Source organism: Paracoccus aestuarii (genome assembly GCF_028553885.1).
In the GTDB taxonomy this organism is placed as follows: domain Bacteria; phylum Pseudomonadota; class Alphaproteobacteria; order Rhodobacterales; family Rhodobacteraceae; genus Paracoccus; species Paracoccus aestuarii.
In genome coordinates this window covers 2,387,136-2,400,000 of record NZ_CP067169.1, presented here as the reverse complement: position 1 = coordinate 2,400,000, position 12,865 = coordinate 2,387,136, and the positions used below count along the sequence as shown (strand labels likewise).

Below are 12,865 nucleotides of genomic sequence, written 5' to 3'. Positions count from 1 at the left end.
ACAACTTCGCACTGGCATCAGGATTGCGATGTGCAGGATAGGCGGTAGGCTTTGAAGCGGGGACGCCAGTTCCCGTGGAGCCACCCTTGAGATACCGCCCTTCGCACTCTTGATGTCTAACCGCGGCCCGTTATCCGGGTCCGGGACCCTGCGTGGTGGGTAGTTTGACTGGGGCGGTCGCCTCCCAAACAGTAACGGAGGCGCGCGAAGGTTGGCTCAGAGCGGTCGGAAATCGCTCGTTGAGTGCAATGGCAGAAGCCAGCCTGACTGCAAGACTGACAAGTCGAGCAGAGTCGAAAGACGGCCATAGTGATCCGGTGGTCCCGAGTGGAAGGGCCATCGCTCAACGGATAAAAGGTACGCTGGGGATAACAGGCTGATGATGCCCAAGAGTCCATATCGACGGCATCGTTTGGCACCTCGATGTCGGCTCATCTCATCCTGGGGCTGGAGCAGGTCCCAAGGGTACGGCTGTTCGCCGTTTAAAGAGGTACGTGAGCTGGGTTTAGAACGTCGTGAGACAGTTCGGTCCCTATCTGCCGTGGGTGTTGGAGACTTGAGAGGAGTTGCCCCTAGTACGAGAGGACCGGGGTGAACGTTCCACTGGTGGACCTGTTGTCGTGCCAACGGCAGTGCAGGGTAGCTATGAACGGACAGGATAAACGCTGAAGGCATCTAAGCGTGAAGCCCCCCTCAAAACAAGGTCTCCCTTGAGAGCCGTGGAAGACCACCACGTCGATAGGCCGGAGATGTAAGTGCAGCAATGCATTCAGTTGACCGGTACTAATGGCTCGATAGGCTTGATTTGATCCGGAAGAAGCAGGATTACCCCCGCTTCCTCCAAAGCATCCTTGGACAATATCAGATCCCGCAAGGGATCCGACGCTGAGCGTTTCTTTCCTGGTCTGGTGGCCCTAGCGCGAGCAAAACACCCGATCCCATCCCGAACTCGGCCGTTAAGTGCCGCTGCGCCGATGGTACTGCGTCTCAAGACGTGGGAGAGTAGGTCACCGCCAGACCTGGAAAGAAACGCATATCTCTCTGAAACGATCAAAACACCCGATCAGGACAAAATTGGCGCGGGGTAGAGCAGCCCGGTAGCTCGTCAGGCTCATAACCTGAAGGTCGTAGGTTCAAATCCTACCCCCGCAACCAAAACTATTTCTTCAATGATATCAGTGCTATGAGAATCCGCTGCGGCGGATTTTTTGTCGTTTCCGGACCGTGCATGCGATATGCCGGCCCGGGCAAGCGGTTGGCCGATGGCCAGGCGCAACAGGCTCGCCAGGGCGCCATGCAGGTCGATCGCCAGGCCCTCGCCATCGGGCCCTGGGGTCAGCACGATCTTTTCGACCAGCGCCCGGAGCGCTTCCTTTGCTTCCTCTTGGCCCTCGGCGTCGGAGAGGCCGCGGATCAGCTGGCCGACGCGGTCGCGATAGGTCTTCGCCATGCTGGGATGAAACCGGACCGGGTCCGGGGCAGGGGAGGATGACAGCTGTCGCTCCAGGTCCTTGCGGCGCGCGTCCAGCTCGATCATCCGGTCCTTGACCTGCTCGGCCGGAACACCGGCGATGATGGCGTCGACCAGCTTCTTGTGGTCGCCCGTGACCTGACGCAGCTCCTTTTCCAATCCCGAGCGACCGGCATTGGCCTGGGCCTGCAGCCGGTTGCGCTCCGCCGCGTATTCCTCGCAGAAGATCTGCACCACCTCCGGGTCCATCAGGTGATGTTCGAGGGCGTTCAGCACCACACCATCCAGATCTTCGCGACGGATCACCGCCATGTTCGTGCAGACCGCCGGGCCCTTCTTGCGCGCCGCCGAGCAGCCGAAGGAATCCTTGTTGACCTTGGAGAAGCCCGAGCCGCAGCAGCCGCAACGCATCAACCCGGAAAACAGGAATCTGGGCCGGCGCCGGTCCCAGACCGGCACGTTGGTGTTCTTGGACTTCAGTGCACCTTGGCGGTTGCGTGCAGCCTCCCAGAGTTCGTCGTTGAGAATGCGCAGTTCCGGGACCTCGGTGATGACCCAGTCCGATTCCGGATTGAGCCGGGAGATGCGCTTGCCGGTGCTCGGATCCTTGACATATTTGAGCCGGTTCCAGACCTGGCGGCCGATATAGAGCTCGTTGTTCAGGATGCCGGTTCCGCGTTCGCGGTTGCCATGGATCGTCGAGCTGCCCCAATAGCCGTCCCGCGGTCCGGGGATCTTCTCGCGGTTCAACTGCTCGGCGATCTTCTTGGGGGACAGGCCCCTGGCGTAATCCTCGAAGATCCGCCGGACCACCTTGGCCTGGCCCGTGTCGATCTCGCGATCGCCGCGGATCGGTTCGCCATTCTCGGCATAGCGGATGATCGCCTTGTAGCCATAGGTCAGCCCGCCGGCGGACTTGCCTTCCAGCGCGCGTCCCTTGAGGCCGCGATGGGTCTTGGTGGCCAGATCCTTCAGAAACAGCGCGTTCATCGTGCCCTTGAGCCCGATATGCATCTCCGAGATCTGGCCCTCGCTGATGGTCTCGATCGCGATGTCCTGAAACTGCAGCCGCTGATAGATGGTGGCGATGTCGGCCTGATTGCGCGACAGCCGATCCAGCGCCTCGGCGATCACCACATCGAAACCGCCCGCCTGGCCATCGCGCAGCAGCTTTTGCAGGCCGGACCGCATCATGCTGGCACCGGAGACAGCGCGGTCGGAATAAACCTCGATGACCTCCAGCCCCTGGCGGGCCGCATAATCGCGGCAGGAGCGGATCTGGTCCTCGATCGAGGCGTCGCGCTGGAGGTCCGAGGAAAAGCGCGCATAGATCGCGGCGCGCAGAGCTTGGGTCATGGCGTGGTCTCCTCGTGGTGTCGGTCAGTTCAGGCGGCCCTCCCGCTCATGATCCGCCCGGGCGGCTTGGCGCGCAAGTGCGCGGATGAAGTCGAGATAGGCGTGCCGATCCTCGGGCACAGGGGAAGGCTTGGCATGACAGCGCGTGGGTGCGGCCGCTGCGGTCGCAGCATCCTGCCCTTCGGTCCTGCCGCCCTGCCTCTTCGCCACGTGATGTGCCTCTCCGGTCCGCGCGGAGGGGGCTCCGGCGGCTGATCTCGATATTGCGGTGATCGGACATGGGTCCGCTGCTCTTCGGATCAGTATACGTGGCGCAATGAGCGGTGAGCGGCTGAACAGGCCTGCTTCCGGTGCAAGACGGGGTTTGCGAGCGGTTCATTGTGGACAACTCAGCTGTTTGGGGGCTTTTGATGCGCGGAACCTGCCATGCGGCCATGGGTAAGGTCTTCGACGACGGCGAGGACCGGTGCCGGGGCCGAAAGACCCTCGTGAAATAGAATTGCGCATCCCCGTCGAGGATGCGCAGGGTTCGTGTGAGGCAAAGCCCCTTCACGGGCTGCCACTGCCGTCCGCGCCAGGGAACGTTCCGGCCGGGTTCATCCTGCCGGAGGCTGTGAATGCCGCGGCAGCAGGCCGCGGCTTCAGCAGCGCCAGCCGCCCCGCGAGCTCATCCTCGCCGATGAAGCCCCGCGCTTCGAGATCCGTGGCCAGTTCTTCCAGCAACTCGTGATGCTGGCAGAGAATCTCCTGCGCGTCGTGGCACGCGCGGTCGAGACGGCGCTGGAGGCCCGCGCGGGTGGCGGCAGGCAGGGTCGGGATCAGCCCAAGGTCGGGCATCGCCCCGATCGACAGATGCCCCTGTTCTCCGAGCCCGAGGCTCAGCTCGCAGGCGAGCAGCAGCCGACTGGCGCGTGCCAGATCGCTGTCGGGATGCCCACCGGCGCCGCCACCAGCATCGCCCAGCATCAAGAGTTCCGCAGCCCGACCGCTGAGATAGACGACGCAATGGCGGTGAACTTCAGCGGGGGTCAGATCGCCAGGGCGCCATTCCGACAGGGTCTCCCCGCCGGCGGGACCGAGCCGCAAGGCCTTCACCGCACCGAGCTTGAGCACCGCGGTGACGATGGCATGGCCGGCCTCGTGGATTGCCGCACGCTGGCGCATGGCGGGCGGCAGTTCCAGGTGATCGGGTGAGAGCGCGGAGATCAGGTCCTGATGCGTCATCGGGCGCCTGGCTCGCCGGGCCTTTGCCCGGGCCGCCCGAACCGCTGCGGCGCAGTCGGCGCCTGAGCGGCCACGGGCGAGCTGGCTGAGTGCCTGCAGGTCTGCCCCCGGCAGATTCTCTCCGAGATGCTGGCGTAAGATCCGCGCGAGATCGCGGGCGTCCGGCAGCCCGATCTGGACCAGCGCATCGAAGCGGCCGGCCCGGCGGATTGCCGGATCGATCTGGCCGGGATGGTTGCATGCCCCGATCACGGTAACGCCTTCGCGCCCAGCCAGGCCGTCAAGCTGTTCCAGCAGGCCGCTGATGACTTTGGTGTCGTAGCTGCGGATCCGATCGGACGACCCGCCGACTCGGCTGCCGAAGGCGTCGATCTCGTCGATGAACAGAACACTCGGGGCGTTCTTCGCTGCGTTGCGAAAGCTTGCCTGCATCGCCTTCAGCATGTCTCCCAAATGGCCCGCGGCCTGCCATCCGGCATAGCTCCCGGCCTCGAGATGAATGCCCGCCTCGCGCGCCATAGCCCGCGCAAGCTCCGTCTTCCCGCAGCCCGGCGGCCCTGCGATCAGCAGCCCACGATGAACGTCGCTCCAGTCCAGATCGCCTGCAGCCCAGGCCCGCAGATCCTCGGTGATGCCAAGCGCGATCTCGCGCGCAAGCCCAAGGCCTGCGAGCTCGGCGAGGGGGATGCCAGAGCCGTTTGCCGGGACCGTCCTGGAGGCCTTCGTCCTTTGCGTCCCGTCTGATGATGTCCGGAAGGACGGTCTGTCCGGCCAGTCGGCCTGCGCCAAAAGCCTTGCCCCCTCTTCCGCACTGCCGCTGCGCAAGGCAAGGGCGAAAGGCAGCAGCGCCATCTCTGCCAGGCGATCATCCGGCGGCAGCAGAGCACGAAGAGCCTCCGGGTCCGTCTCTGCCCAGGACAGGCGGAAGAACTCCACGATGATCTCGCGATCCACAGGATGGAACGGCCACGCCGTCACCTTCGCGGGGCCCAGAACGCTGTTGGGCTCCACCCCCTCGGGGAGAATCACGACGACGGGCGCGCGCCAGCGAAGTGCCGCAGTCAGTTCGCTTTCCAGTTCCTCCTCGGCGTGAAACTGCGAGACGCCCGGCTCTACGATGAACACAACGCCTGGTCTCTGAAGGCTCAACTTGGGCCGGGCGGTGATCCAGCCCGCTGGCATCGCTGCCGGCAGAAGCGTCACGAGGTCGCGGACGAGATCATAAGGCACTCCCGTAATCGCAGTGATTGCCCCCTGCGAAAAGCCCTCGGCCAGGCGGGCCTCACCGCCCTGCAGCGTGGCAGCCAGTTGCAGGGTGATCAGTTGCTGTCGATGTGACAGAACCGGAGCGGGGCGGTCGGGGTGGCGTGCATCGCCATCGAGCGCGGCGGAATTTGCGTTCTGGTCCTTTCCGGGGGGCAGGATCTTCTCGAGCTGAAGGGCAAGGGCTGCATTGCGGATCCGGGCTGCATAGGCCCGCCAATCCATGTCCTGGGGGGTGGGGGAAGTCGTGTCGATCATGGTGATCTCCAGCATGGGAATGAGAGGAGGGGATCAAAGCAAGACGCTGTGTCGGGCGGGCAGGTCGGCAGACCAGCCGGCACGGCGGTGCTCCGCACGGAAAAGGACGGAAATGAGAGACGCGGCCCGATGCTGCGGGTCAGTGCGCCGGCGTGAAGGCGCAGGCCTCATGGGAAAGGCCCAACGCTGAAAATGCCGCATGCAGGCTTTGCCGGGGCGCGACCTGAAAAGCTGCGATCTGGTGCAGGGCGATCCGGTGCGAGGCCAGCTTCCTCGCCGTGAAGATGACCAGATCCAGGGGCAGGATCACCAGCGCGGCGATGTCGTAGTCCTCCGGGCGATAGAGGCGAGTGCCTTGCGGATTGTTGCGATACCCTTTCCGCATCTCGAAGCGATAGAAGCCGTTCTGCGGTGATGTCGTGGTCTTCACCTGGACGCGCACGGTCATCTCGAGGCGCGGCATGAGCACGTCATAGGGCAGGCCGTCGCCGGCCTGGAAAACCGTTTCGCCCAGCCGCGTGAGCTTGGAGAGCACCAGCAGTTCACCGGCATGTCCTAGGGCCTTGGCCCGAAGGCAGAGGATACGAGGGTCGACGTCCGGATAGCTCGCGAGGCTTGCCGCCTCGGTCGCCTCTCGTTGGGGCCCATGGTTGAGGCCGGGCAGGGGAAGCTGAACGATCACTGGGTGCTTCCCCTGATCGATCCGCAAAAGGCGCCTGGGGCTGCATCGGGTGCAGCATGCGGGATGTTGCCCGCGCGTGTCGGGATGTGGTGGCGGAGATGGGCCATGGGATGCCCTCCTGTCGATATGCAACTGACCGGAAGCCGCGACCGACTGCGCCACAGGTGGAGGGCAAGGCATGTCAGCCCACAGCCCAGCCGGTAAAATGGAGCAGTCAGTCGGCGCGGTCAGGATGTGATGAGATCAGGCTGCGATCAGCTCGGGCACGGAGGCGGCGCCTTGGGTGCGATAGCAGGACAGCCGGGCCATCAACGAGATCCGTTTGTCGGCCGCCGCCAGCATGTCCCGGTGCCGCGCCGCGATGGGATCGTCGCCATGGACATGAAGGAAGGGCGCAAGATCTTCACGCAGTGCAGCATAGCGCGCAAAGGCAGAGGCACGCTCTCCGCGGATCAGGGTGGCGATCAGCAGGCTCATCCGGCGCAGGGGCGCATCCGGCTCGGTGGCACGCATCTGCAGATTGTCCAGGAGGATGTCGTAAAGCTTCTCGCGTTCAGTCTCGGCCTTCTCAAGGCGATCCGCATAGCCCGCATCGGAGAGGTCCGTCCGGTCGAGGTCGCCCTGGGCATGGATGTGATAAACGAGCGCGTTCAGCAGCACGATGAAATGCCGGGCATAAGGGCTCAGTGCGTGGAAGGGCGCTTTCACCGCGCCGGAACGGGTGGTAAGGCTAGCAGCAGCCATGTCAGTCTCCATCCAGATTGGCAGGGTTAGAGCCTTGGCGGGGAGGTGAGATGCCCTGCCAGGCTCGTCGAGGGTCAATCTCGACAACTGCATCATGGCTGTATAGAATTACGATGTCAACATCATAATTCGAAAGTTTGTTATGGCTCCCCCCAAAAAAGACACTGAGGCGCTTACGGTTCGCCTTCCCCGCGAGTTGATCGAGGCCCTTGATGATCGGCGACGCCTTGAGAAGGATCTGCCCACGAGACCCGAGATGATCCGGCGGGCGCTGGTCGAGTGGCTGGAGCTGACCGGCAGCAGGTAGGGTCTCAGGACTGTGCCTGCTTCTACCGGCGAGGCGTTCGAAGCCCTCAAGCTCGTCGATGAGCATTCTCGCGGAAAGTCATCATTCCGATAATCGCTGAATCTGGAGTCTTGGAACAATGCTGCCGACCGGGTGTCGGTCGGCAGGAGGATGTCCTCGGACCCCCCGGACCTCACTCGAGCGCAGATCTGTCGAAGCGATAGACGCGGGGCCTCTCCGTCACCTTCGCGGCCGGCATGCGATATTGCCGCGACCGGGCTTCGCCTCCGGGAACAAGAATATCGTCGATGGCTGCGAGCATCTCATCGAGTTCGGCAAGCTCGTCGCGCATCGGATCGCCGCGCAGATAGAGATGATCGCGGTCCTGCCAGCCGACCGGCGCCGCCTCTCCCGCCGGTGCGGCTTCGGCTTCGAGATCGATGATTTGTTCGCTCTTCTGCGCGATGAAGCGGCGAAGCTCTGCACGGGCGCGGGTCTGGTCCCAGCCCGAGGCCGGCGCGGCATGGTGAGCCAGTGACGCCATGCGCAAGGCGGCCTCCTGCGCCGTTCCGGTCTTCCAGGGCAGAAGGTCAAAGCCGATCGCCAGCTCGCCCGCGTAGCCGACCAGCGCAAACCGCTCTGCACCGGCAGTCTCCGCAGCGGGCGAAAGCGCCGCCGCCCGCAGGCAGTCGTCCTGCACCCGCCTGGTGAACTGCGGCAGCTTCGCCCGCAGCGATTCCGTATGGATATCAAAGCTGGCGACCAACTGATCCAGGAATGCCGGAAGGAGGTGGCCGTGATGCCGGTGCAGCGCGAGCTCCATGCCGCGGGCGAAGCTGGCACCGTCTGACTCCCCGTGGAGCTCTTCGATCACCCCATAGGTGCCAACCTCTGCAGGGAGGTCCATCATGCGCCGGAGCAAGGGGGCAGGGGCGTCCTGCTTGCCGCGCTGCAGGCTGTGGCTGACCGGGATCTCGGAGCTCGACAAGATCATCCGCCGCCACCGCTGTCCTCCATCGGGATCGCGATCAGAATGGGGCCGCCCGGCGCCAGCATCGTTGCCGAGGGCGAGGAGCGTCTTGGCCTGCCGCCCGTCTGGTTGCAAAGGGAAGCCGTCAAGCGCCAGCAGACCGTCCTGGGCTTCAGCACTGAGCCGCTGCAGCCCTGTCGTTGCTGCAGCCCAGGGATTGACCCGGTGCGGGTGGTCGAGGCAGCTCATCGCCACGTGCAGCAGCAGAGACTTTCCGCTGGCTTCCGAGCCGTAGAAGTTGAAGCCCGCCGTCTGGATTCCGGCAAGGCAGAGCAGCGGTCCTGCAAGTGATGCCGAAATCGCGAAGACCAGCGCCGGGTTGCCCAACGCACGGGCGGCGACCTCGGCGCGCCAGCCGTCGAAGCTGCCAGCCCGGCTGACCGAGCAGCGCGGCGAGCCGGCAAGGAACACCTCTTCCGCGGCCCTCGCCGGCGCAAAGCGCGTGCCGTCGGGACGCAGATAGCAGGAGGCGCCGGCAGGGCTCTCGAACCAGCCGGGATGATCGGCCCGCCAGCTGCGCGGGACGTGATCCCAGAGCCGCAGAAACACGGGCACGTCCTCTGGAAAGGAATGGATGCGAAAGCCGCGATCGGCAAACAAGGGCAGCAGCAGGCGCGGCTTGCACTCGAGGTCCGCCCGCGCGACCGACAGGCGCTGGAGCTGCAGGTCACCATCGAGGAACTCGATCTCGAGCATCCAGCCGGTGCCGTCCGCGCGCCTGGCATGCGACGCCACCCGGATAGGCGCCCAGAGCCTGTTGCCTTTGGCATCGCAGATGCAGGGGATCTCCTCGTCGAGCAGGAAGGGCTCCGGCAACGTGCGGTGGAGATCATCGTAGAACCGGCGCAGCGCGGCACCAAGCGCGTTCTGCGAGCCGCCCTGCGCGGCCCCATCGGCGCCCGCCCGAGGATCCGGATGCTCCGCGGCGGCCTGACCATGGACCGGCGGAGCAGGGTATGCCGCCGGCGTCACGGCCTCGCCCGCGCCAGAAGCGGTCGGACCGTTGGACTGTTGGACCGGGCAGGGGGAGGTGGAGAACTCCGCCCGGATACCGGACGCGGCGCTTGCCTGCTGGTTGTCCGCACCGGGCAGGAGGCTCGCCACGGACGTGCAGCACACTGCCTCGTGCTGCCGGCGCCTTTCGCGGAGAACCTTGACCGGGTCGTTGATCGTCATCTTGAGGCCATTCCTTTCCACGCCCGGTGGCCGGGCATCATCACGCTGTTCGGGGAGAGGGACCGGAATTCTTTCCGTGCTGGGGGTATTCTATGCCGGACGGCTCTGCATTTCAGGGAAAGATTGCCTGTTTCGGGCTCGGCTGCGCAGTTTTATGTGGACAACCAGGTCGAGACCTAGGGCTCCAGACCGTCCATGCCGGACTCAGGGGGCTGCACCGCATCATCACCGGGAGGAAGAGGGGGCGGAACGGTGGTTATCCCCACGGCATGATTGTCGGCCAGGTCGGAAACTGCGTGCTCGCTGGACTCCAGCAGGATCGCATGCGGCAGGAGCGCCATCACCTGGGCAACGAAGTCGCCTTCCGCTTCTTTTGGGCAGACAACATGGAGGGGCCGCTGGCCGATCACCGTCTGGAGGTGCTGGCCTGTCCAGGCCGTCAGGCTGGGCCCGGCGGCGATGACCAGGAGCTCGGGGTATTCGGTCGACAGGGTCGCGGCCGTGGCGGCGTCGGTCGTCACCATGCAACGGGGCGCGTCGCGCGGGCCGATCATGCTGAGCGCCAGATCCCGGCCGGAGATCGGGCGGGCAACGAGGCCATTCACCCCTTCCGTCAGCAGATCATAGCCGAGGATCGAGCCGCGCGGATCAAGACGCGGCAGAAGCCGGCGCTTCGGCCCAACGCGAAGCATGGCGGGCGTCGCGTCCGCCTCGGGTTCAGCCGCCACCGCACGCGCCGCCGCCTGCCGCCAGAGCTGCCGCGCCCGGGTATGGTCCAGCGCGCTGGCTGCGATTCGTCCGCCGGCTTTCCTGACGCTATCCTCGCGCCACAGATGCCGATGACGCCGACGCTCCTGTGCGCCCGGCGGGAGGGCATCAACCGCAGGCGGCGTCAGCCCGTAATCCGCAAGCCGGGGCAGGGGCGTCGCGCGAAACGCCTGTCGTTCCGCGCGCTGGTCCTTTGCAAGCACCAGCCGGAAGGCTGCGGCGACCTTGCGATCCAGGCCCCGCAGCTTGGCGCCAAGTTCTGCCGCCTGGTGCTTCTGTCTTTGGCGCAATTCCGCATACCGGCCGCGCCGACGGCTGCGGTCCGTCGCGTGCTGCCGCCGCGCGTTCACCATGGCGAGATCGGCCGCGTTCGGCGCATCCGGGCCCTGCGGTGGTCCGGGCCGGAATGCGCCGAGCAGGGCACAAAGCCGATGCAGTCCGAACGCGGATCCGAGATGACAGGCCGGCATCCAGCCGCCGCCTGCCACCTCCGCGATCCGGGCACCGGGGCCATGGCGCAGATAGCGCAGACCGAGGCCGAACAGCCCGGCATGGAGCGCGGCCCAGCCGGCTGCCTTCGCGATCACCCTGCGTGCCTGCCTGATCACGCCTGCAGAAAGGCGATCGCGCAGGGGTGCCTCGCCGCTGCGACGTTCGTCGCCCCGCACCCCGCGCGGATCGGGGCGCAAACCTTCGGCGCGGGCCACACGCCGGGCGTCCCAGTGGGCCTTCGGCCGGGGCACCAGCACCAGTTCACCGTCCACCAGCCGCGGCAGGAAGCGGCCGCGATCCGGCGGCCAGCCGAACTTCCGTTCGATCACCCGGCAGGCCCGCTCCAGCCGCGCATAGTCGTGACTGATCGAGCATGTCTTGCCGGTGAGCGGATCCACGCGGTTGAGCACGACATGGACATGGACGTTACGACGGTCGCGATGCACAGCAAGCACATACTGATACCGGAGCCATCCCATCTCGCGCAGCACCCCCCATGCTGCGGCAAGCGCTGCCTTGTCGCCGGGGTTTTCTCCGTCACCCCAGGACAGCACCATATGGTAGCACCGCCGCCGCAGGCGCTGATTCATGCCAGCCACGGCCACCATCTGGAACGCGGCATCCGTCCACAGGCCCGCCAGATTACCGAGCATGATCGAGCTCGCCTTGCCGCAGACATAAGCGATCCGCTTCGCGAAGCGGGACTCAGCGCCCGCGGCGCGGCGCCGGGGCGCGATGACCTTCGCCAGCATCCTCGTCCTCCATCAGCAGACGCTGCAGCCGGGCGATGCGCTGCGACGCTTTGCTACAGCGCAGCGACTCCTCATCCTCCCCTACGTGCTGCAGCAGGGCCGAAGCCTCCGTCATGATCGCGCCGAGGATCCCCAGCTCGCCGATCACCGATGCCGGCACGCGCGTTCCAGGCGTATCCTCGAGCGCGCGCTCCCGCATGTAATCCGCCGCGCTGCGATGGCCGCGACTGCGCGCCGCGGCCCGGATCCGGCTTTCCTCGTCGGGCGTGACCCGTGCCCGCATGATGCGGGTGCGCTGGCGCGTCGCGGAACGGGGCAGGCCGTCGCCCGCCTTACCCACGCCCCGGCTCCACCCTGCGCGGGCGGATGTCGTGGCCTTCATCCGTCAGGTCCGGCAGGTCCCCCCACACGATGTTCCCGGAGTTGCCCCGGGTGGAAGCCGCAGCCGGTGCGCTGCGCTTGGTCCGCGCCCGGCGCGGTGGCTGAGCGGCCGTCGCCGCCTGTGCATCATCGGCCTCCTTCTCGATCTTACGCAGGTAGCCCCGCAGCGTGCTCGGCCGGATCGCGAGGCCGTGGGGCTGCAGGATCTCGGCCAGCTCCTCGAGGCTGTAGCCCAACTCGGCGCGGGCGCGGCGGATCTCCTGCGCCATCGCGGTGATTGCCTCGCGGCTGGTGTAATCGGCCTTGGGCTTCGGCTTCAGCGTTTCCATCGCATGGCGCATCGCCTCGAGCTGCGCCGCGCTGATCTTCGGGGTAGGGGTCGACATCGTCGCTCTTCTCCTGTGAGACTATCGCGACAGGTAAAATATACACCGATCCTGAAAAGTCGGAAGAATTCGTTCGCTTGTCCACAATGACCTGTGCGGGCCAAGCGAAAGCCCGGCGCAGGGTCATCGGAGACGGGCAGTCACACCGAGGGGGAGTATGGCGATCACCCCAAAGGGTAAAATGCGAGTCACACTGAGGGATAAAGTGTTTTTGCCGTCTCTTTCCCGTTTTCCATGCTTCGGCAGTGACCCTGATACTGAATTGGCAGGGTATGTGCTTGCGGCCACCGTCCCGAGAGGCGTGAATGGACCGAACCGTGGACGGCTCCCGAGACCACCCGCCTTGGCCGGCAGCGCATCCTCCGGTGCAGGGGCGGTCCCGATCACGCTCAGCTGACCAATGCGCTGCCGAGGATCGGTGCCATGGGCGTGGGTCAGAATCGTGCCCTGCGCGGCCTGCAGACCCAGCGCATGGGTGTCGGTCACAGGCGTTGCGCGTCGCTGCGATAAACCGGGTCGAGAGCCGACTTTTTCAGCGGCCTGTTAGCGATACTGCTGTCACCTGATCAAAGGAGGTGACAGTGCTGGACGGAGAG

The 12,865-nt window shown here is 65.5% G+C and carries 9 protein-coding genes, 1 tRNA gene, 2 rRNA genes and 1 pseudogene (1 of these 13 running past the window's edge); 4 read left to right on the top strand and 9 right to left on the bottom strand.

Annotation, left to right across the window (positions count from 1 at the left end):
• From JHW48_RS12190 to JHW48_RS12175, 4 genes are all read left to right on the top strand, one after another.
• Nucleotides 1–808: ribosomal RNA gene (locus JHW48_RS12190) — 23S ribosomal RNA — on the top strand (it extends 2,028 nt beyond the left edge of the window).
• A 96-nt stretch (nucleotides 809–904) separates the two neighbouring features.
• A 5S ribosomal RNA gene (gene rrf / locus JHW48_RS12185) occupies nucleotides 905–1,019 on the top strand.
• A 59-nt stretch (nucleotides 1,020–1,078) separates the two neighbouring features.
• Nucleotides 1,079–1,155: transfer RNA gene (locus tag JHW48_RS12180), tRNA-Met, on the top strand.
• A gap of 73 nt (nucleotides 1,156–1,228) precedes the next feature.
• Nucleotides 1,229–1,492 (top strand): hypothetical protein, encoded by a 264-nt coding sequence (locus tag JHW48_RS12175; protein WP_240637797.1) that lies wholly within the window; start codon nucleotides 1,229–1,231, stop codon nucleotides 1,490–1,492.
• 300 nt (nucleotides 1,493–1,792) lie between these two features.
• On the opposite strand, the pseudogene JHW48_RS12170 reads toward JHW48_RS12175, so the two are convergent.
• The 9 genes and pseudogenes from JHW48_RS12170 to JHW48_RS12130 form a co-directional block, all read right to left on the bottom strand.
• Nucleotides 1,793–2,827 (bottom strand): annotated as a pseudogene (locus JHW48_RS12170) (recombinase family protein); the annotation flags it as partial.
• Nucleotides 2,828–3,376: 549 nt separating this feature from the next.
• Nucleotides 3,377–5,587: an AAA family ATPase gene (locus JHW48_RS12165; protein ID WP_119885811.1), complete on the bottom strand. Its 2,211-nt coding sequence runs from the start codon at nucleotides 5,585–5,587 to the stop codon at nucleotides 3,377–3,379.
• 124 nt (nucleotides 5,588–5,711) lie between these two features.
• Nucleotides 5,712–6,254: a group I intron-associated PD-(D/E)XK endonuclease gene (locus JHW48_RS12160; RefSeq protein WP_147388073.1), complete on the bottom strand. Its 543-nt coding sequence runs from the start codon at nucleotides 6,252–6,254 to the stop codon at nucleotides 5,712–5,714.
• Between the two features lie 243 nt (nucleotides 6,255–6,497).
• Complete coding sequence (locus JHW48_RS12155) at nucleotides 6,498–7,010, bottom strand: hypothetical protein (RefSeq protein ID WP_272835605.1); 513 nt, start codon at nucleotides 7,008–7,010, stop codon at nucleotides 6,498–6,500.
• Nucleotides 7,000–7,371, bottom strand: a complete 372-nt coding sequence (locus JHW48_RS18740; protein ID WP_473093024.1) for a hypothetical protein — start codon at nucleotides 7,369–7,371, stop codon at nucleotides 7,000–7,002. Before JHW48_RS18740 ends, JHW48_RS12155 begins: the two co-directional genes overlap by 11 nt.
• A 106-nt stretch (nucleotides 7,372–7,477) precedes the next feature.
• Nucleotides 7,478–9,490, bottom strand: coding sequence for a DUF927 domain-containing protein (locus tag JHW48_RS12145; protein WP_119885815.1), 2,013 nt, complete (start codon nucleotides 9,488–9,490; stop codon nucleotides 7,478–7,480).
• 176 nt (nucleotides 9,491–9,666) lie between these two features.
• Nucleotides 9,667–11,502 carry a relaxase/mobilization nuclease domain-containing protein gene (locus tag JHW48_RS12140; protein ID WP_119885816.1) on the bottom strand — a complete coding sequence of 612 codons (1,836 nt, stop codon included), beginning with the start codon at nucleotides 11,500–11,502 and terminating at the stop codon, nucleotides 9,667–9,669.
• Nucleotides 11,456–11,842: a plasmid mobilization protein gene (locus tag JHW48_RS12135; protein ID WP_119885817.1), complete on the bottom strand. Its 387-nt coding sequence runs from the start codon at nucleotides 11,840–11,842 to the stop codon at nucleotides 11,456–11,458. Before JHW48_RS12135 ends, JHW48_RS12140 begins: the two co-directional genes overlap by 47 nt.
• Nucleotides 11,835–12,269, bottom strand: coding sequence for a hypothetical protein (locus tag JHW48_RS12130; RefSeq protein WP_119885818.1), 435 nt, complete (start codon nucleotides 12,267–12,269; stop codon nucleotides 11,835–11,837). Before JHW48_RS12130 ends, JHW48_RS12135 begins: the two co-directional genes overlap by 8 nt.
• Nucleotides 12,270–12,865: the final 596 nt, after the last annotated feature.